Source organism: Cohnella terricola, assembly GCF_007786475.1.
Taxonomy (GTDB): Bacteria; Bacillota; Bacilli; order Paenibacillales; family Paenibacillaceae; genus Cohnella; species Cohnella terricola.
On sequence record NZ_VNJJ01000004.1, the window covers coordinates 89,363 to 108,927 of the forward strand.

The window sequence follows — 19,565 nt, forward strand, 5'->3', positions numbered from 1 at the left end:
CGTATGCAACCGAATTTGCTGCTATTGCTCGGTTCCAACTTCCATACGCTTAATCAAACTCTTCAGGAAGAAATATACCGGGAGTTTTTCCATTTTCTTTATAAACCGGTCATGTATATGCTGAACGATCACTCGGCTACGGAAGATATCATTCAGGAAGCGTTCATGACCACGTTAAGCAAAAGCCCTGCCGCTCAGAACGAAGAACATATGAAAGCCTGGATTAAAGTTGTTGCCAGAAACCTAACGATTAATTACATACGCAAAACGAAAAGAAGCCGCAACGACATCAGCATCGAGCACGTCTTGGACGGAACTACGGGCATGCAGGCCGCCACCGCATCGGTTGAGCAGGAGGTCGTGGCCAAATCTTTGGAAGAGCAAATTTCCCGCCATCTGATGGGCATGCCCCCCGAGCAACGTGCGTTAATCGAACTCAAGTGGAAAAAAGGTTTGTCCTACAAAGAAATCGCCGTCGAGATTCAAGAGACCGAAGTGGCGGTTAAACATAAACTGCACAGGGCCCGAAGTTTTTTGAAAAAAAAGCTGTTCAAGGAATGGGGGAATCGAGATGAATAACGCGCAGTTCGATCAATTGTTCGACGCCGCGTTCGAAGAGGCCGAAACCTCCCGCCAGCAGGGCCGAAGCGATTATGCGATCGACCACCGTCCTTCTTGGCTTCGGGTTCGTAAGCGCTTGTCGGCGCAACGGAGGAGCAAGATCATTCGCTCCAGATTAGCCAAGTTCGCGACGATCGCGTCGGCTCTTATTCTTGGGGCTGTTATTTTCGGCAACGACAGGGCAGCCAGAGCCATTGAACCTATATATGCATCCTTAATAGAATATCCTTCGGGTATCGTTAGCTTTTTCTTCGGCCGGAACGATGACGGCCACGCCGCCAAGGCGAAAACCGAAGCTCCGCCCGGATATTTGGAAGGGTTGTCTTACGAGAGAATAAACGAAACGACTCTGAAGGCAACCGTCACGGAAGCTCAAGCGCGCAGCCTGCTTTCGTTTCGAGCGCCCGCTTTCGGCTTCTTGCCCGATGGCTACTCATTAGATAAAGCGACGTTATACTTCTATGACAATCGGGAAAAAGCGGATCAAGTCATCTTTGCCTTCGCGTCCGACCGCCGATCGATGTTGATGCTCGTCATGCAAAGAATGAACCGCGACAGTGGATTTGGTGCCAAAAATACCAGAGATGGGGTAACCGTCAAACAATTGGTAGACGGTAGCTCCGCGACGCTCGTCATGGAGGCGGACAATAGCAGCACGATTGAAAGCGTCTCGAACGATATTCTGATTTCCATAAACGGATCTATGAACAGCGACGAACTGATCGACATTCTCGAAAAGCTGCGAGTAAGCATGCGTCACGAGTAACCTCTCACCTCTACAAAACAAGGTTGGCCGATGTATGTCGGCCAACCTTGTTTGTTCCTGAGAATCAGCGGGTCGTAATACGGAGATGGTACGGGACTTCCATTTTCCGATTGCGAACGTCCGAGATTCTGCCCGTCATAATGATCTCGATCATATGGTTAGAATCGAGACGATCGGAATCTTCCTTCAAGTAGATAATCAATGTCTTCGTATCCGCTTCGTAACGGTACAAAAACCGGCTGGAGATTAATCTGCCGCCGTTGTTTCCATCCAGAATTAGAATATTCCTCTCAGTTAACGTATTCCGGTTGATTTGCTTGTGAAACGTAATCGAAGTCAGCGTGGCCGCAGGAAAACCCATCACATCAGGTTGAGGATGCGCCTCTTTGATCCAATCGCTTACTCCGAGCATTATATTCCCAGAACTGAGCTTGTAATCACTTCTCCGTCTTCGTACACCCCGTTATGGATGATCCAATGGATCGTCCTGGCACGATAATAGTAACCCGCATCTACCGTTTTGCTGAAAGTCGTCGAATAATAGGAGATGGAATTGTCCCCACTCGTAGATCCCGAACCTACGTTATCCCATGAGCTTCCGTTCCACTTCTGGACGTAAAAAGTAATGCCGATCGAATCTACGACCTGGTTTGCGGTCGTCGTTGCGTTAACGGTGACTTTTCCTTTGCTTGCCGTTATCGAACTCAGCCCGTTACCTAAAAACTTGTGCTTCGGATCAAAAGCGCTGAACGGAGCGTTCGACGGAGCGGGGGTCAGCGCGAACGGCTGCGCTGCAGTCGGTTGGGCGTCCTCAGCGCGGGCGACGCTCCCGGAATACCCGAACGCGGTACCAGCCATCGCGATTATCGCTACTAAACCCAAGACCGTTTTTACGATTTTATTTCTTCTCATAGAGTCATCAACCTTCCTCTTTCATTGTTGTTCACTATAAACACACGCGAGATTGGAAAAGGTTGCAACAAATTTCGAGTTTTTTTAAATTTTTTCGACGAGGGGGCGGGTGTAACGGTCTGCTAGGCCGTTAGAGTGTCTGTGGTCGGGGTTTTGACGGCTGCTACGGTCTCCCAGACCGTTGTAGAACTCGCGAACGAGGTTTCGGCGGGTGTAACGGTCTGCCGGACCGTTACAGAGCTCGCGAACGAGGTTTCGGCGGGTGTAACGGTCTGCCAGACCGTTATAGAACTCTCGAACGAGGTTTCGGCGGGTGTAACGGTCTCCCAGACCGTTACAGAGCTCGCGAACGAGGTTTCGGCGGATTTAACGGTCTGCCGGACCGTTGTAGAACTCGCGAACGAGGTTTCGGCGGGTGTAACGGTCTCCCAGACCGTTGTAGAACTCGCGAACGAGGTTTCGGCGGGTGTAACGGTCTGCCGGACCGTTACAGAGCTCGCGAACGAGGTTTCGGCGGGTGTAACGGTCTGCCAGACCGTTGCAGAGCTCGCGAACGAGGTTTCGGCGGATTTAACGGTCTGCCAGACCGTTGTAGACCACTTTAACAAAAATTCGCAAAAATAAACCGCTATTTCGAAAACGGAAGCAACGAGCAACCATTTATGAAATAGCGGTTTTCTTCATTTTGCATTCTACGGATCAGTCTTCGCGTGAAACTTCGTCTTTCAGCTCCTTCAGCCGCTTCATGACGCCGCTTCCTCCCCGTCCGAAATAATCGTGCAGCAGGCTGTACTCTTGATAGAGCTTCTCGTAGACTGCCACGTTCTCGGGAACCGGCTTAAACGTCTCTTCGCGCACGCGCGCCATCGCCAGCGCCGCGTCTACGATGCTATCGTATCCGCCTCTAGCGCTTCCGGCGGCGACTGCGCCGAACATCGCCGCGCCGACGGCCGGCGTCTGCTTCGAGTCCGCCACTTTGATCTCCCTGTTCGTGACATCCGCGTAGATCTGCATTAGAAGCGAGTTGTGCTGTGGCAGCCCGCCGCAGGCATATACTTCTTCTACCGGTACCCCGCTCTGGTGGAACGCGTCGATAATTTTGCGCGTGCCGAACGCCGTAGCTTCCAGTAATGTGCGATACACCTCTTCCGGCTTCGTGAGCAGCGTGTAGCCGACGATCAACCCCGTCAGATTCGCGTTCACGAGCACCGAACGGTTGCCGTTCCACCAATCGAGCGCGAGCAATCCGGTTTCTCCCGGTTTATACTCCGCCGCCCGTTCCGTCAACCATTGGTGAACGCCGACGCCTGCATTCTCGGCGGCTACCTTCACGTACGCGGGTACCGCTTCCTCAACGAACCATTCGAAAATGTCGCCGACGGCGGATTGCCCTGCCTCGTAACCGAGATAACCCGGGATGATGCCGTCCTCGACGACACCACACATTCCCTCGACGTGTACTTCCTCTTCGCCAAGCAGCATATGGCAAATCGATGTCCCCATCGCCATAACCAACTTGCCCGGAGTCACGACGCCGACGGCCGGAACGGCCACATGCGCGTCCACGTTGCCGACTGCGATCGCCGTACCCGCATTCAGGCCCGTCAATTTCGCCATCTCTTCCGTTAATTCTCCGGCTTTCGTTCCGAGAGGAACAATCTCTCCGCGGAGCTTCGTCTCCGTCAGATTCTCGAGCAGCGGATCGAGCGCGCGGAAAAATGCCTTGTCCGGATAGCCGTCCTGCTTGTGCCAGATTGCCTTATATCCTGCCGTACAGCTATTGCGAACGAATTCCCCGGTCAGCTGCCAGACGACCCAATCAGCCGCTTCCGTAAACAAATCCGCCGATTCGAATACTTCGGGCGCTTCGTCGACGATTTGCCATATTTTCGCGACCATCCACTCGGAAGAAATTTTCCCGCCATAGCGGGGCAAGAACTTCTCTCCGCGTTCAGCCGCGATCGCATTCAGCCGATCCGCCTCGTCCTGCGCGGCGTGGTGTTTCCACAGCTTAACCCAACCGTGGGGATTATGTTTCCATTCCGGGTTGAAGCATAGCGGAACTCCCTGAGCGTCGACGGGTAATATCGTGCATGCGGTAAAGTCGATTCCCAGCCCGATAACATTGGACGGATCGACGCCGGATTGCCGAAGCACGGCAGGAATCGAACGACGAAGCACCTCGATGTAATCGTCCGGATGCTGCAGCGCCCAATCGTGCCCGAGCGGTTGTCCGGACGTCGGCAGCGTTTCGTCGATGACTCCATGAGGATAAGGCGTCACGTGGTCGGCGATCTCGTTCCCATTCGACAAATCCACAAGAACGGCGCGACCTGATTGCGTTCCGTAATCGACCCCGATAGCATACTTCTGGCTCATGCCTATACGCCTCCTGATTCCGGAAGGATTTATAATTGCATATTTTAATCGTTCCTATAGGTATTTTCATAACTATACCATAGGGGACAACTTGTAGTTATGACCCGTTCAAAATATGATATAGTTTGTTATTATGAATCATCCAAGGAGGAACTCCCCCATTGATCGACATCACTTATAAATACAGCGAATACATGACGAAAGCCATTAGGGGCTTCCATCACAATTCTTTGAAATTTTGGATCTCGAACGGGCTCGGAGCGGCTATCGCTTTGGCGGAACTGATTCTGTACTTCAACTCTTCCAACGCCAAGTTGCTGTGGATCGCCCTGATCGTGCTGCTCCTTCTCGCCGTCACCTACTACCTCACTTGTGTCGTGCAGCCCGCAAGGTTCGCGAGCGACTCCAGGTATAACAAACCGTTTACCTTGTCCATCGGGGAGACGGATCTTCGCCTGAAATCCGAAGACCTCGATTCTCAAGCCGCGTGGAGCGATATCCGGAAAGTATGGGAGACAAACAGATTCTACTATTTGTTCCTGGACAACGACCAATTCTGGGTCGCACCGAAAGACCAGTTTGCCGATAAAGCCCAGGAAGAACGATTCAGGGAGATCGCCAGCCGACATCGCCCGATTCGCCAAGGGCTCATCCGATAATCCATCGACAAAGTATGCCAAACAAGCCGTCTACCGACCGAAAAGAATTGGTCCGGGAGACGGCTTGTTTTTTTGCCTCTTCAATCAAACCACCCCTTGCGTTTAAACCACACATACATCCCGACACCAAGCGACAGCATGATGCCGAGAACGACGTAATACGCCGGATGCCATTCTAATTCCGGCATGTTGACGAAATTCATTCCGTATACGCCCGCGATAAAAGTCAGAGGCATGAAGATCGTCGTCATGACCGTCAATGTTTTCATAATCGAGTTCATTCTGTTGGAGCGCAAGGAATCGTAACTATCCCTGAGATCGGCGGTCATTTCCCGGTTCGATTCGATCATCTCGGACAGTTTAAGCAGATGATCGTAGATATCCATGAAGTATGCGTGCTCCTCTTTGACGCCGGGGATTTTATCCGAATTGATCATTCTGTACAGCAAATCCCGCATCGGGATGACCGTGCGCCGAATTCGCAGCAGATCGTGCCGGATGTCGTAGATTTGCTCCGTCATCTCCTGCAAATCCCTGCGCTCCTCTTCTTGATCCTCGATATCATTCAATTGGTCTTCGATCTTATACAATGTCGGAAAATAATTGTCGACGAGCTTGTCCACGATCAGGTAAGCGACATAGTTATGGTCCTTGTTTTGGTGGAGATTCCGATCCTGCATCTTTCTCCAAGACTCGTCGACCTCCTGCGAAGGCGCCAAGTGAAACGTGACGATCCCTCTCGGGCCGAGAAAAATGTCCACTTCATCGGCTTTGAGTGTTTCCGGATGAAGAGCATGAAGGACGAAAAAGTGCGTATCCTCATAATGATCGACTTTAGGCCGTTGAAGAAGGTGCAAGCAGTCTTCGATTGCGAGAGGGTGAAAATGAAAGTAGCTGTCCAAAAGTTTGATCTCATCTTCATTCGGACATTCGAAATCGACCCAGAACCACTTGATGTTGAGGTCCGTCAAGTTATGCAAAGGAACGTCCGTCAACAATTCCCGATCGTCCGTAACCGCCAAAACCCGCAGCAATAGCCTCACCTCTTTCGTCCATTATGCCCAGACGCGGATAGAAATGGCAACTCGCCTCTCATACGGTCTGCTAGACCGTTAGAGCGCACCAAACCCGGTAACTCGTCTCTCTAACGGTCTGCCGGACCGTTAGAGCGCTCCAAACCCGGTAACTCGCCTCTCTTACGGTCTGCCGGACCGTTAGAGCGCGCCAAACCCGGCAACTCACCTCCCTTACGGTCTGCCGGACCGTTAGAGCGCGCCAAACCCGGTAACTCGCCTCTCTTACGGTCTGCTAGACCGTTAGAGCGCGCCAAACCCGGTAACTCGCCTCCCTTACGGTCTGCCGGACCGTTAGTGCGCGCCAAACCCGGTAACTCGTCTCTCTTACGGTCTGCCTGACCGTTAGAGCGCGCCAAACCCAGCAACTCGCCTCTCATACGGTCTGCTAGACCGTTAGAGCGCACCAAACCCGGTAACTCGTCTCTCTTACGGTCTGCCTGACCGTTAGAGCGCGCCAAACCCAGCAACTCGCCTCTCATACGGTCTGCCGGACCGTTAGAGCATGCCAAACCCGGCAACTCTTCTCCCTTACGGTCTGCCAGACCGTTAGAGCGTGCCAAAACCCAGCAACTCGCCTCTCTTACGGTCTGCCGGACCGTTAGAGCGCGCCAAACCCGGTAACTCGCCTCCCTTACGGTCTGCCTGACCGTTAGAGCGCACCAAACCCGGCAACTCACCTCTCTTACGGTCTGCCGGTCCGTTAGAGCGCGACTTCAGCACAAAAACCGGACAAAGCAAAACGGACTCCTTGACGATCAAGGAATCCGCTCTTCGCTTTCCAAAACCCACTCATGTTTTCCCGAATCCGGTACGAAAATAGATCGGGTTGCGTTATCTTGCCCGGCCCATCTGCCCCCTTCGACAATCAGCTTGCCTTCGGAAGCCCGAGGCAAGTCCACCGTTGACGTCACCCAATTGGGAAAGTCCGTCTCGCCGTCCCTGAACGTATAGTTCGACGCTTCGCCGGTTACTTTGTCAATGCCATAAGCGTAGAATTCCAAGCCATGGCAGTCCGTATAGCGCGGGAAGAACAAAAACATTTCGATATTCGGAAAATCCAGCTTCGTAAACTCAGCGGCATCGTTCCCACGCCGAATCATCTCCAACTGCTCGAATCTCTGCACGAGCGTCTCTTCTCCGGATGGGCGAACGAGGAACAGATCGTAGTCCCCCAATAACTGGACATCCGTCTCCTGGCCGAGACAGCTCGGCGCGCCCAACATCTGTATTTTCTCTTCCCCGTCCTTCCGGGGCCGCAGTTGGAATTGTCCGCTGGAGGCGTCCCCGACGGCCCGCACTCCCTCGTTAGGAATAGGCAAATCCGGTTCGGCCGGAGGATCGTCGGCGGGCGGCGGGTCCGTGGGCGGCGCTTCCGCGACGGCCGGCCCGATCTGCATCGTGCCGATGGCCCCATCTCCGGCATTCATTTTGACGATGGCGCGCTCCAACTTCCTGTCTCTCCAATAGATAATCAACTGCGATTGGATCTCACCGTTGCGGATGCCGTAGAGATCGAATCCCCCTTCCGGATCCTGGGTCCCGTCCCCCCGCTTTACTTGATACCCGTTGCGGACGCCGTAATCGTAGCGCCACAGATCGACGGCGTTCCAGGTCGACATGTCGTTTGGATCTTCCTTGTGCCCCTGCTGAAAATCCCGGTTGACAGACTGACCTTCGTTATCGTCGCCGTACAGCTGCAGGACCTCCTCCTGCGACATTCCGACCTGCAGATGATCCATCGCAAATTGGCCCGTCATCATCTGCTCTTCCTCGCTCCCCCCTCCGACGCTCGCTTGGCGGTCAGAACTAAACGGCTGACTCAGCGCAGCAATTGCCACGAGCGCGACGATCAGGCAGGCGGCCATCAGCGCCGCTGCCTTTCCGTTCAAACGCCTTCTACGCTTTAATTTCCCGCCCGACTGCGCTCGGACTTCCACTTCCCGCTGTTGGTCTGAGCCGAAGGCGTCTTCCCTGAAAGGACCGTTTTTCAATCTTTCGTACCAATCCGGTTTACGATCCTTCACGGTTCTCCACCTCCTTTAAATACGTCTTCATTTTGGCTCTGGCCCTGTGCAGCCTAGACTTTACGGTCCCGATCGATAGGCGCAGCAACAACGCAATCTCTGCTAGAGGCATTTCATAGCAAGCGTCGAGAATCAAAACCTCCCGGAATTTCGGGGGAAGCTTCATCACAAGCTCCCATATGGAGTCCGTATAAGCCCGATTCAAGTACTGCTCTTCCGCCGATGGAAGGCTGGCGACCGGGTATAGGAAATCAAGCAGCGTTACCTTGCGTATGAATGCGGATTTTTTGTAGTTGAAAGCCGCATTTCGTGCAATGGAGAACAGCCAGGTTCGAACTGATGATTGTCCGCGGAACGAGGAAATGTGCAGGAAAGCCTGCAAAAATACTTCCTGAGCGATGTCGTCGGAGACATGACTGTTCTTGGTTAACAGGTATGCGTAATTCCATACCTCCTGCCCATGCTCCTGCATCAAATCGTGCAGAGAAGCGGACTGTATACTGGAAACGTACTTCAAATAATCGTGCGCCATTCCGCTCACCTCAATTAATTAGACAAAGAATCGCGCAAAAGGTTCCCGATTTGTTTCGATTTACCCAAATAAAATGGCGAGCCCGATCACCTTGGGCAACATTGACACTTGAGCAGAATATCATTAAACTTAAACTAATTCTAAATAAAAGGAGGATGATCGTTATGAGAAAAGCGGGCGCCATGACCGTACAGCGCAAGACGATCTACGATCTTCTTACGGCGACCGACGATCATCCTACGGCATCCGATATAATCGAGAGACTGAAAGCCGCGGGACACAATTTCGCTTATGCGACCGTATATAATACGCTAAAATATTTGACGGAGGAAGGTCTCATTCATGAGCTAAAACTCGAAGGAGACGCCAGCCGATACGACGCACGGACCGATGACCACCAGCATATCGTCTGCACCTCCTGCGGCAAAGTCGACGAAGTGTTCGTCGAAACGCCGCCTGAATGGCTGCAAACCATCTCGAGGCAGACGGGTTACGACATTACAGAAGAGCAGTATCTGTTCAAAGGAGTGTGCAAGTCATGCAGCAGCGCGAACAAGTCCGCTCGATAACCGATGACACCATGACGCCTAACGACTTCGTTCCGTCCGCGCCAATGCCCGGCCCTGGGGATTTCTGCGAAATCACGAACCGTATTCTGATCGTCAGCCCTCGCCCCGCCGCTCTGAGAACGTTGGTTGCCGAGCTCGCCCAAAGATGTTACGACGTTCTGTTGCTGCACCACGCCGACGATCCGCTGCTTAGCATGATTCAAGGAACGATCGTGGTCATAGACCGGACGGTTGAGCATCCCGTTTCCTCCGCCACCGCATGGCAGGCGGACGGTTCTTCGCCCGTTCTCGCGCTCGTGAACGATACAGCCTCCGGTTCTCGTCCGGGAGAGGAAACCGTGAAGTGGCCGGGTCCGATCAATGACGTGATCGCCAAAATCCAGCAGCTGTCGATCCAGTATCCTCCACTCCCCGAGGTATTGCGGAATCTATCGTTCAAGGATATCGTGCTCGATCCTGATCGTATGACCGTTACTCGCGGCGGCACGAGAGTCGACTTGACGAAGACGGAATACGACCTGCTCAGGGCGATCTTAGCTGGAGACGGCAAAGTGATGACCCGTCAAGAACTGATGAACGAAGTCTGGGGAGAATCGTATTTCGGAGGCAGCAACGCGATCGACGTGCACATCCGCAGCTTGCGCAGCAAATTGAACGACGATCCGAAGCAGCCGCGTTATATCGCGACCGTAAGAGGCGCCGGTTATCGCCTTGCCGACGATTGAGGAAAGCCCGCCGGACATCCCGACGGGCTTTCGATTTGGCTACTCATGTTCAAAATCAAGCGGAGTCCTTACATTATGCTTTATAGCTTCCGAATGTGGCTAATCTTATCCGGATTCAATACGATATAGATTTCGGAGATCAAATCCCCCTCCGCCCGGAATGTAAAGACGTTGATCGGGACCCCCTCGGAATAACAGACGATACCCGTCTGCCCGTTAACGGCGGCAATCCGATAAGCAAAACCGGGCGGAATTTTGCCGGCAACCCCGAGCAGGAACGGAACGACGCGTTCCACTCCCTGGATGGGGCGGACGGCGGCCGTAACTTTCCCTCCGCCGTCGGAATACATGGTCGCGTCCGCCTTCAGCATTCCGACCAATTGCCCGGTATTCCCCGACATGATCGCGTTCACGAATTGTTCGACCTTCTCCCGCAACGCTTCCGGCTTGAGCGGCGCCGATGCCGCGGAGCCCGCCAGCCCGGAGATCGCTCCGCGCGCGCGGCGGAAGATCTGGCGGCAATTGGCGCTGCTCTTGCCCACAATGTCGGCTATCTCGTCGTAGTCGAATTGCAGAACTTCCCTAAGGATAAATACGGCCCTTTCCGCCCAAGTCAGCTGTTGCAGAAGCAGCAAGTAGGCCGTCGATAGCGACTCTTTATGAAGATAAGACTCCGCGGGTCCGTCGAATAAACTAGACTCCTCCTCCAAGAACGGTGAAGGGAGCCATGGGCCGACATAGGATTCCCTGGTCTTAATGGAAGCCCGAATACGGTCAATGCAGCGATTCGCGACTATTTTGCATAAGTACGCTTTGCTGTTGCGAATCTGCTCCCGTTGTCCCTCGCTCCAGGCCAAGAACGCTTCCTGAACGATATCTTCCGCATCCTCGACGTTGCCCAGCATACGGTAAGCTATCGAGAACATGAGCGGCTTGTATTTCAAATAGAGCGGTTCCGTCGCCTGTTCCAATAGAGTCGCCTCCCATCGGTTTCGGTTCTATCATGCCCGTACGAACGCCGCCGGCTCGCGCGCACCCGCAATCCGATCGGCTGCGACGATCTGCTCGGCCGCTCTTATGGCGCTTGCCGCCGCGGCGTCGACCAGCATCTCCCCATGCCCGGCCCAATCGCCGGCTACGTACAATCCCTTGATCTCCGGCACGACCGGCCCGACTTCGAAAGTCGATCTTCCCATATGCGGGTAGTCGTGGACAACGGTCATATTGGGCAAGAACCGGCGGGAAACGACTTCCTTCTCCCAACCCGGATGCAGCAAGCTCATTGTTTGTTCCAGCAGCTTCTCGTCCGCCTTCGGATCTTGCTGGGACGCCCCGCTGTATTTCGTCAGATGCATCACTATTGTACCATTATCGCTAAGTCTAGCGGCCCTTGAATGATTCGAGAAAAATACAGGTTGATCTATGCCGATGGCCAAATGACGGTCAGCCGATGGCAAGCGTCGCAAAGCGAGATCCAAGCTCGCGACCAGCGACGGCTTGGCCTCTTCCTTCCACCTGCGCAGAACGGTATTTTCCGCACCCGCGACCATCCCGTACGTCAGAGCCGGAGAAGCCGTGCTGACGACATTCCTAGCCTCTACCCGTTCTCCGTCCGCGCATACAACGCCCTTTACCTCTCCTTCTACATACACGATCTCTTGGACGAAACGGCCGGTTCGTATCTCCGCGCCAGAACGAATGGCTTTGTCCCGCAGCCGATCGACGATCGTCTGCCAGCCGCCGTCCAAGTATTTCACCCCAGATTTCAGAGCGCGTTGAACCATTCCCAAGGTCGGCCCGGCCAGTTGGCCGTCGGGGTCTTGCGAGTACGTCGCGGTGCGGCACAGAGCGTAGAAAATATGGCGAACCATCGGGTCTCGAATCTCGGCTTCCGCCCATTCCCTTAAGCTTCCGCGCGGAATTTCGACCGGATTTAATCTATATAGCTTGGCAAATAAAGAGATCAGCTTGGCTTTGCTCGACCAGCCGAGAAGTTCCGAAGACAGCAAGCTCTTCGGATCGCCGGGCAACGAAGCCAGCTTCCCGTTCCATATGGCCAAACCTTTCGTCGACGGTTTGCTCCCCGTCAATGCCAAGCTGTATCGTTCGAATAACCGGTCGGCAACCCCGCCAAGATAAAGCGCATGCCCGCCAAGATTAAACAGAACGCCGTCCTTATTTTGAGTCGCCGCCCTTCCGCCCAACGAACTTCCCGATTTCTCCAATAAGACGACGGATTTGCCCGCTTCGGCCAGTTCGATCGTCGCGATCAATCCCGCCAACCCGCCGCCGATAATAGCCGCATCGTAAAGTTTCATTCCCCTCAACCTCCGTGATATGAGTTTTCGAACTTAAGTCGTGAAGGGGAACGGTTTTGTGACAACGTCAAACGAAAAAATCGAAAAAACTTGAATCGTGATGCGCAAACGCGCGCAAAGTAAACCTATTCCATAGCAAAAGGAGGCTTGAACGATGTCCAAGCAGCAAGGCCATGCAACCCAGAATACCCGAACGAAAACTTCCGACAAAAAGGGCAACCATAGCTCCGGAAAGAAATAGACAAGGAGGGGATGATCGAGATGGCAGGACGGAACAATAAGCCGGACAACGACGGACCAGCCAGCAGCCCTAGCCAGCTTGGTCAATTCGGAGACAAGCTCGCTTCGGAGAACGAAGAGGAGTTTCAATCTGCATTGGAACAAGCGTGCGAAACCGCCGAAGAACCGGATCACTAAAAAATAAATCCCCGTCGCTCAGGCGGCTTATTGCCATGCCTTAGAGACGGGGATTATATTTGAACGACGATTCCAACTGCAAACTCCCTAACGGACTTCACAGACGCTATTCATTGTAAAATGGGTTCTTTCATTTTTTACGGACACAGATGACGCTATTCCCGGAAAAACATTACTTTTGCTGCCGATTTCGGGAAATAGAGGCTATGGAGTCCGTTAGAATTTCAGATCAGCCTTTTGCATGAAATTAAGGGCTGTGGGATCCGTTAGCGCCATTAAGCGTAGATGGGCGACTTAGTGCCCTCCCGCGTTCTCGAGGAACCGTTCGCAATCGAGCGCGGCCATGCAGCCCGTTCCCGCCGCGCTGATCGCTTGGCGATATTTGTTGTCTTGCACGTCTCCGCAAGCGAAGACGCCCGGAACGTTCGTCTCCGTCGATCCCGGCTTGACGATCAAATAGCCGGTTTCGTCGGTTTCGAGTTGTCCGCCGAGAAACTTCGTGTTCGGCGTATGGCCGATCGCGACGAACAGGCCGTCCGTAGCGATCGTTTCTTCCTCGCCCGTTTCGTTGTTTCTTACTTTCAAGCCGGTGACGCCAAGCGGTCCGCTAGCGACTTCAAGCGGCGTCCGGTTGAGGCTCCAGCTGATTTTCGGATTGCTCCGCGCGCGGTCCTGCATGATTTTCGAAGCGCGCAGCTCGTTTCGGCGGTTGACGAGAACGACTTCCGACGCGAAACGCGTCAAGAAATGCGCTTCCTCCATCGCGGAGTCTCCCCCGCCCACCACGATAATTTTTTTGTTGCGGAAGAAAAATCCGTCGCAGGTCGCGCAAGTGCTGACGCCACGTCCGACGTTATCCTTTTCCCCCGGAATGCCGAGATATTTAGCCGATGCGCCCGTCGAAATAATCAGCGTCTCTGCCGTCAATTCGCCCAACCCTTCCACGGAAAGCTTAAACGGACGCTCGGACATGTCCACGCTGTTAACCCAGCCGGAACGGAATTCTGCGCCGAACCGTTCGGCTTGCTTGCGCATGTTCGCCATCAGTTCCGGACCCATGATTCCTTCCGGGAAACCCGGGAAGTTCTCGACTTCCGTCGTCGTCGTCAATTGTCCGCCCGGTTCCGGTCCTTCGATCACGAGCGGGTTCAGGTTGGCGCGAGCCAAGTAGATTGCGGCGGTCAATCCGGCAGGGCCGGTACCGATAATAATCGTTTTATGCATATCGATCTTCTCCTTATAGATGGCCTAATATAAAAAATCATACCATTCATGCGCCGAAGCATCATGAAGGTATGATGAAAATTATATGAAGGTTTCATGAAGGCGAAGATGATATCGCTATTCTATCCCTCTGCTTTCATCGCTACGGTCTAACGAGAGTACCGTCGGCTTTGCGGTCCAGCTTGTACGGTTGGTGGTAGCTCTTGCGGGACCAGCCGTCCCCGAGTAACTGCGCGGCCTTCGCTTCGTCCAGGTCAATGCCGAGGCCCGGCTTATCGTTGACGTACAGGTACCCGCCCTTGCGCTCGATCGCGCCCGGGAACGCCTCCCGCTCTTCCGGTCGGAAGTGGTTGATCTCTTGGATGCCGAAGTTCCAGATCGCCATGTCCAGATGGACACCCGCCGCCTGGTTGACAGGATCGTTCTCCCCGCCCTCCTGCCAAGCGGTACGAACGCCGAACGCTTCGCACAAGGCCGCGATCTTGCGGCAGGCGCTGATGCCGCCCGCCTTGGATACGCGAACGCGGATGAAGTCGATCAGACGCTCCGAGACGAGCTGCGTCCATTCGTGCGGATTCGAGAACAGCTCTCCGACCGCTTGTGGAGTCGCGGCCTGTTGGCGCATCTGCCGGTACCATCCGATCTGCTCGGGCGGCAGCGCGTCCTCCAAATAAAATAGGCCGTAAGGTTCCAACCGCTTGGCCAACTGAATGGCAACGATCGGTGAGACGTGCTCGTGCACGTCGTGCGTGAACTTGACTTCCGGGCCGAACGTCATCCGAAGCTGCTCGAACATATGGGGGATGGCGTTCAGGTAGACGTGCTCGTCGAACACCCCGTCGGTTTTCCAGGCGTTGACAGGAAGCTTCGCCTCCGGGCCGGTCAGGAATCCTCCGCCGCCGTAGCCACCGAGTTGGCAGCGAACGACCGTATAGCCTTCCTCGATGAAACGATACACATCCTCTTTCAATTCCGCAATGTCCCGTCCTCCGGCGTGGCCGTAACACGGAACCGCGGAACGGCATGCCCCGCCGAGCAGCATGTAGACGGGAAGGCCCGCCTCTTTGCCCTTAATGTCCCACAGCGCCATATCGATTCCACCGATCGCCGTCTGGAGCAAGGCGCCATTTCGCCAATATCCGCTTAGGCTCATCGTATTCCACAGGTCCTCGATGTTGGCGGCGTCCTTGCCGACGATGACCGGGGCGAGAAGCTGCTCGACGATCTGCACGACCGCCTCCGGATTGTACATGTCAGACACGGAGCCGATTCCGTAGAGACCGTCCTGGTCCGTCGTCACCTTAACGATCGTCCATACTCCGTCTTTTCTCGTACGAATGCATTCTACCTTCTTGATCTTTGCCATGTCCAAGCTCCTTTAGTCAAGGGACGGCCGCAGCGGCCGGACTGCAGCCGTTGCGCCCATCCCTCTCTCGATGTATGTCATCCGCGGGTCGCACTCGACGGAAGCTAGCGCATGCTATCCTAAGCGGGATGATCCGTTGCTTGACCGCCGTCAGTGCCGCCTAGACGGCCGACAACGCTTGAATCTGGACGAACTCTCCAGATCGACAGATTCCAATCCTCTCTTATCGTAACCCTATCGGCACTGTCAGGCTACCCATAATTTTGTATTGCCCGCAGGAACGAACAAGACGACGCCGTTGATCTAAGCCGGGATACGACCTGAGGAGAAGCCGACCTCGTGAGCAAGGTCGGCTTCTCCTTCGGCATTATTGTTTCTTCGATGCGAGATACGCGTCGATCTGTTTCTGCGCTTCCGCGATGATTTTATCGCGTCCGGCGTTTTTCTGCTTCTTGGTGTAATCCGCGATCGCGCCGTCGACATCCTTGGCGACGCCGTATTCGATCGGTTTGCCAAGCTCTTCGTAGAGCTGATCGCGTTTGGCGATCTCGTTCTTGATGTTGTCCTCGGCGATGAACAGACCGTCGACCGGAGAGTTAACGTTGATCGGAAGGCTGGCGAACTCCGCTTCCTTCACCCAGAAGTCTTTCTCGTACGTTTGGTTCGGGCGCATGAACTGCGGCTTCCAGAACGCCCATTGGCCGCCCCATTCCATGTAGTTACTCGTCGTGAACGTCATGCCTTCCGGGTAGACGGCCACGTCTCCGTCCAGCACGTACGTCTTGCCTTCGATGCCGTATTGGACGAGATCGTACAGCGTCTTGTCGGTCTCCATCATGTCGAGGAAGCGGAGAACGCGGTCAGGATGCTCCGAGTTGCGGTTGATGGCGAGCACGTTCGCCAGAGCGGTCCGGTTCACGAATTTCTTGTCCGGATACAGCAGGAACATCTGCTGTTTGAAAGAAGGATCGGAGAAGCCCGGATTAGCGAACGCCCACTCGTGGGACGTCATCGTGAACAGCAGCTTGCCGTTCCGCCATTGATCTTCCGCGCCTTCCTTGTCGTACATCGCGTCGCGGTTGATGATTTTGTCGTCGTACCACTTCTTGGTCAAAAGAGAAGCTTCCTTGTAAAAAGGCTGCTCCTCGACCGCCTGGATTTTTACCTCGGGATCGTTCAGGTAGAAGCCCATCTGATGGAAGCCGAGATCGACCCATTCGTCACGCGTCATAAAGAGTGCTTGGGCGGGTGTCCTCGATAACTTCTCGTTCGGGTACGCTTGTCTCAGCTCGTGCAGGAATTTGTCGACGTCTTCGATCGTCTTGACCGAGTCCGGTTCGCGGATGATGCCCGCCTTCTCCGCCAAATCCTGCCTCCAGCCCACGAAGTACCTCTGGTTCATTTTCATCGTCCACGGCAAGCCTACGATCTCCCCGTTCACGGTAGCCGCTTCCAGCGTGCCTTGCTCTTGGTACTTCTTCGTTAAGTTCGGAGCGTATTGCGGCAGCAGGTCGTTCAGCGCCATGTAGGAGCCCTTAGCTGCCATGAGTTTATATGAGAGCCAGTCACCGTCGAAGTTCAGGTCCCATTTGTCCCCCGACGCCGCCATGACGAGCATCTTGTCTTTGAAGTCGCCGAACGGGATGAAATTAACGTCGAACTTGACGTTGAGCCCTTTGGCTTTAAGGTACTCGCTGACTTTTCCCCACACCTCGTCGGTCGCCGCTTTTTTGTCGCCGCCGAAATAAAACTTCAGCGTTACCTCTTCCTCTTTGGAAGGTGACGGCGAAGCCGGCTCGGAAGCGGATGGCGACGAGCCTCCCTCGCTCGGCGGTGGAGAAGAAGCCTCCCCCTTGCTATTATTGCCCCCGCTGCACGCTGCGAGCGTCCAAGCCATAAGCAGAACGAGCGCTACTAGAAACGGTTTGCGTTGCTTAAGCATCATTTGCATTCTCTCCCCTTGACGAATTATATACAATACAGCCGAAGCTGACATTGTCATCCTTTGACCGCGCCGACCATTAGCCCTTTGACGAAATAACGCTGCAGGAACGGATAGAGGAATACGATTGGCCCGATCGTCACGACGGTTAGCGCCATCTTGATCGATTGCGACGGTAATTGGGAAGCGATCCGCTGAATATCCATCGCGTTGTTTGAGGTTTTCAGGAATTCGACGTTGGAGATCAACGTTCGAAGAAGGAGCTGGAGCGGTTGAAGTTCTTGCTTGTCGATGAACATCAGGCCCAAGAACCAGTCGTTCCAGTAGCTCAGCGAAATAAACAAGCCTATCGTCGCCAGCACCGGCTTCGCGAGCGGAACGATCAACCGCGCGTAGATCCGAAGCTCTCCAGCACCGTCGATCTTGGCGGATTCGTGCAGGTCATCCGGCATCGACAACATGAAGTTGCGAATGAGGAACATGTTGAACGCGTTGGCCAGCGGCGGCAGGATCATCGCCCACATCGTATTCTTGAGCTCCAAATAGCGGACGCAGATGATATACCACGGAACTAAGCCGCCGTTGAACAAAATAGTGATGATCGCGTAGATCGACAACACGTTGCGGTAGCGGAACGAGCGCCGGGCCATCGCGTACGCGCCCATGCTCGTCACGAGCAGCGACAGTCCCGTACCGACGACCGTGACGGTCGCACTAACAACGTAGGCGTTCACGATCCGGTTGGAGCCAAGCAACAGAATACGATAAGAATCGAAATTCAGGCTTCTCGGAATGATCGAGTATCCGTGCTGCACGATATCGCTTTCCGAACTGATCGAGCCGGAGATGACCATGACGAACGGAAACAGGCAAGATAGGCTGAAAAGCGTAACTAGCGCGATGATAACCGCCTGGCCTAGCGTAATCCTCTTGGATAGCAATTTTCTTCCCTCCGGTCTGAGATATCTGAAACTTGCGGCAAATGTTTAGAAAATCGCGGAATCTCTATCGACCTTGCGGGCGATATAATTGCTTCCCAGCACAAGCACGAACGCCACGATCGACTGCGTAAATCCCGCCGCCGAAGCCATGCCGATATCGCCCGACTTGCGGAGGCTTCGGTAGACGAACGTATCTATGACATCGGTCGTCGGGAACAACAGCGCCGCGTCGCCCACCATCGCGTAGAACATCCCGAAGTCCGCGTTCATGATCCGCCCGACCGCGAGCAAAGTCAGAATCATGATCGTCGGTCTCAGCATCGGAATGCTGATGTAACGGGTTTGTTGCCAGCGCGACGCGCCATCGATGGCGGCCGCCTCGTAATAGGAATTGTCGATATTCGTCAAGGCGGCCAAGTAGATGATCGTGCCGTAACCCGTCACCTTCCAGCGGACCGCGATCGCCAGAATCGCCGGCCATAGTCCCGCCGCGCTGTAGAAATCGATTCTCGACAAACCGATATATTCGAGGAAACGGTTAACGGCGCCGCTTTCGTAATTCATCAAGTTAAAAGCGAAGACACCGACGACGATCCACGAGATAAAAAAAGGCAGAAAAGTGATCGACTGCGCGACCCGCTTAAAATACTTGTTGCGAAGCTCGTTGAGCATGAGCGCCAATCCGACTTCGAAGATGAGCCCGACAACAATGAACATGGCATTCAACAGAATCGTGTTACGCATCGCGCGATATGCCGAATCCGAGGATAGCAAGTAGTCGAAATTGTTCAAAATCGGCTTCGCCCATCCGCTTCCGAGAATGCCTTCCTGGAAGTCGAAATTTTTGAAGGCGATGACCAGGCCCGCCAGCGGGAAATAGTTGAACAGAAGCAGCAAGGTCGCGACCGGCATAAACATCAAAAGCAGCATCCAGTTGCGCGCGAGCTCCCGGTAGACGCCGTACAGCCGCGAAGGCGCCCGGGTCGTGAGTTTCATGGCGAATCTCCTTTCTCGCTTTCGGATGGTTTAATCATATCGTCGAGGTTAGGGGGCTTCCATGAGTCAAACTTAAACTTTACCGTGCTGTTTTAGCC

The 19,565-nt window shown here is 54.2% G+C and carries 22 protein-coding genes; 7 read left to right on the forward strand and 15 right to left on the reverse strand.

Features of this window, described 5'->3' with window-relative positions; translation table 11 throughout:
• Positions 1 to 3 precede the first annotated feature (3 nt).
• Both FPZ45_RS08375 and FPZ45_RS08380 read left to right on the forward strand, forming a co-directional pair.
• Positions 4 to 579, forward strand: coding sequence for an RNA polymerase sigma factor (locus tag FPZ45_RS08375; protein ID WP_144700213.1), 576 nt, complete (start codon positions 4 to 6; stop codon positions 577 to 579).
• Positions 572 to 1,387, forward strand: coding sequence for a DUF4367 domain-containing protein (locus FPZ45_RS08380; RefSeq protein WP_144700215.1), 816 nt, complete (start codon positions 572 to 574; stop codon positions 1,385 to 1,387). The genes FPZ45_RS08375 and FPZ45_RS08380 overlap by 8 nt, the downstream gene beginning before the upstream one ends.
• Positions 1,388 to 1,451: 64 nt before the next feature.
• Here the strand turns inward: FPZ45_RS08380 and FPZ45_RS08385 are convergent, their stop codons facing one another.
• On the reverse strand, positions 1,452 to 1,799 hold the full coding sequence (locus tag FPZ45_RS08385; protein ID WP_144700216.1) for a hypothetical protein: 348 nt from the start codon (positions 1,797 to 1,799) through the stop codon (positions 1,452 to 1,454).
• A complete protein-coding gene (locus FPZ45_RS08390; RefSeq protein ID WP_144700218.1) occupies positions 1,799 to 2,299 on the reverse strand; it encodes a hypothetical protein in 501 nt (166 codons plus the stop codon). Before FPZ45_RS08390 ends, FPZ45_RS08385 begins: the two co-directional genes overlap by 1 nt.
• A 135-nt stretch (positions 2,300 to 2,434) precedes the next feature.
• Here FPZ45_RS08390 and FPZ45_RS08395 point away from each other — a divergent pair, with 135 nt between their 5' ends.
• Complete coding sequence (locus tag FPZ45_RS08395) at positions 2,435 to 2,923, forward strand: hypothetical protein (protein WP_186438295.1); 489 nt, start codon at positions 2,435 to 2,437, stop codon at positions 2,921 to 2,923.
• Positions 2,924 to 2,998: 75 nt separating this feature from the next.
• Here FPZ45_RS08395 and FPZ45_RS08400 read toward each other — a convergent pair whose 3' ends face one another.
• On the reverse strand, positions 2,999 to 4,678 hold the full coding sequence (locus tag FPZ45_RS08400) for a ribulokinase (RefSeq protein ID WP_144700222.1): 1,680 nt from the start codon (positions 4,676 to 4,678) through the stop codon (positions 2,999 to 3,001).
• A 161-nt stretch (positions 4,679 to 4,839) separates the two neighbouring features.
• Between FPZ45_RS08400 and FPZ45_RS08405 the strand changes: the two genes are divergently transcribed.
• A complete protein-coding gene (locus FPZ45_RS08405) occupies positions 4,840 to 5,337 on the forward strand; it encodes a YcxB family protein (protein WP_144700224.1) in 498 nt (165 codons plus the stop codon).
• A gap of 80 nt (positions 5,338 to 5,417) precedes the next feature.
• Here the strand turns inward: FPZ45_RS08405 and corA are convergent, their stop codons facing one another.
• The 5 genes from corA to FPZ45_RS08430 all read right to left on the reverse strand — a co-directional run bounded on the left by corA (position 5,418) and on the right by FPZ45_RS08430 (position 8,969).
• Positions 5,418 to 6,371, reverse strand: coding sequence for a magnesium/cobalt transporter CorA (corA, locus tag FPZ45_RS08410; RefSeq protein ID WP_144700226.1), 954 nt, complete (start codon positions 6,369 to 6,371; stop codon positions 5,418 to 5,420).
• 110 nt (positions 6,372 to 6,481) lie between these two features.
• Complete coding sequence (locus FPZ45_RS08415; RefSeq protein WP_144700228.1) at positions 6,482 to 6,973, reverse strand: hypothetical protein; 492 nt, start codon at positions 6,971 to 6,973, stop codon at positions 6,482 to 6,484.
• Complete coding sequence (locus FPZ45_RS08420; protein ID WP_186438296.1) at positions 6,960 to 7,172, reverse strand: hypothetical protein; 213 nt, start codon at positions 7,170 to 7,172, stop codon at positions 6,960 to 6,962. The genes FPZ45_RS08415 and FPZ45_RS08420 overlap by 14 nt, the downstream gene beginning before the upstream one ends.
• The gene (locus FPZ45_RS08425) at positions 7,169 to 8,437 is read right to left on the reverse strand and encodes a hypothetical protein (protein WP_144700232.1); all 1,269 of its coding nucleotides are present in this window, start codon (positions 8,435 to 8,437) and stop codon (positions 7,169 to 7,171) included. Before FPZ45_RS08425 ends, FPZ45_RS08420 begins: the two co-directional genes overlap by 4 nt.
• Positions 8,424 to 8,969, reverse strand: coding sequence for an RNA polymerase sigma factor (locus FPZ45_RS08430; protein ID WP_144700234.1), 546 nt, complete (start codon positions 8,967 to 8,969; stop codon positions 8,424 to 8,426). The genes FPZ45_RS08425 and FPZ45_RS08430 overlap by 14 nt, the downstream gene beginning before the upstream one ends.
• Before the next feature lie 164 nt (positions 8,970 to 9,133).
• On the opposite strand from FPZ45_RS08430, the gene FPZ45_RS08435 reads away from it, so the two are divergent.
• Together FPZ45_RS08435 and FPZ45_RS08440 are read left to right on the forward strand one after the other, a co-directional pair.
• Positions 9,134 to 9,538: a Fur family transcriptional regulator gene (locus tag FPZ45_RS08435; protein ID WP_144700236.1), complete on the forward strand. Its 405-nt coding sequence runs from the start codon at positions 9,134 to 9,136 to the stop codon at positions 9,536 to 9,538.
• Positions 9,508 to 10,263, forward strand: coding sequence for a winged helix-turn-helix transcriptional regulator (locus FPZ45_RS08440; RefSeq protein ID WP_186438297.1), 756 nt, complete (start codon positions 9,508 to 9,510; stop codon positions 10,261 to 10,263). Before FPZ45_RS08435 ends, FPZ45_RS08440 begins: the two co-directional genes overlap by 31 nt.
• A gap of 80 nt (positions 10,264 to 10,343) precedes the next feature.
• On the opposite strand, the gene FPZ45_RS08445 is transcribed toward FPZ45_RS08440, so the two are convergent.
• Entirely contained in the window at positions 10,344 to 11,234 is an 891-nt protein-coding gene (locus FPZ45_RS08445) for an RNA polymerase sigma-70 factor (protein WP_246120377.1), read from the reverse strand.
• A 30-nt stretch (positions 11,235 to 11,264) separates the two neighbouring features.
• Complete coding sequence (locus FPZ45_RS08450; protein WP_144700240.1) at positions 11,265 to 12,581, reverse strand: phytoene desaturase family protein; 1,317 nt, start codon at positions 12,579 to 12,581, stop codon at positions 11,265 to 11,267.
• 261 nt (positions 12,582 to 12,842) lie between these two features.
• On the opposite strand from FPZ45_RS08450, the gene FPZ45_RS25270 reads away from it, so the two are divergent.
• Entirely contained in the window at positions 12,843 to 12,998 is a 156-nt protein-coding gene (locus FPZ45_RS25270) for a hypothetical protein (protein WP_186438298.1), read from the forward strand.
• Between the two features lie 294 nt (positions 12,999 to 13,292).
• On the opposite strand, the gene trxB is transcribed toward FPZ45_RS25270, so the two are convergent.
• The 5 genes from trxB to FPZ45_RS08475 all read right to left on the reverse strand — a co-directional run bounded on the left by trxB (position 13,293) and on the right by FPZ45_RS08475 (position 19,467).
• Complete coding sequence (gene trxB / locus FPZ45_RS08455) at positions 13,293 to 14,222, reverse strand: thioredoxin-disulfide reductase (protein ID WP_144700242.1); 930 nt, start codon at positions 14,220 to 14,222, stop codon at positions 13,293 to 13,295.
• 142 nt (positions 14,223 to 14,364) lie between these two features.
• Positions 14,365 to 15,588 (reverse strand): enolase C-terminal domain-like protein, encoded by a 1,224-nt coding sequence (locus tag FPZ45_RS08460; protein WP_144700244.1) that lies wholly within the window; start codon positions 15,586 to 15,588, stop codon positions 14,365 to 14,367.
• A gap of 367 nt (positions 15,589 to 15,955) precedes the next feature.
• Entirely contained in the window at positions 15,956 to 17,533 is a 1,578-nt protein-coding gene (locus tag FPZ45_RS08465; RefSeq protein WP_246120378.1) for an extracellular solute-binding protein, read from the reverse strand.
• 53 nt (positions 17,534 to 17,586) lie between these two features.
• The gene (locus FPZ45_RS08470; RefSeq protein ID WP_246120379.1) at positions 17,587 to 18,471 is read right to left on the reverse strand and encodes a carbohydrate ABC transporter permease; all 885 of its coding nucleotides are present in this window, start codon (positions 18,469 to 18,471) and stop codon (positions 17,587 to 17,589) included.
• Between the two features lie 45 nt (positions 18,472 to 18,516).
• Positions 18,517 to 19,467, reverse strand: coding sequence for an ABC transporter permease (locus tag FPZ45_RS08475; RefSeq protein ID WP_144700246.1), 951 nt, complete (start codon positions 19,465 to 19,467; stop codon positions 18,517 to 18,519).
• Positions 19,468 to 19,565: the final 98 nt, after the last annotated feature.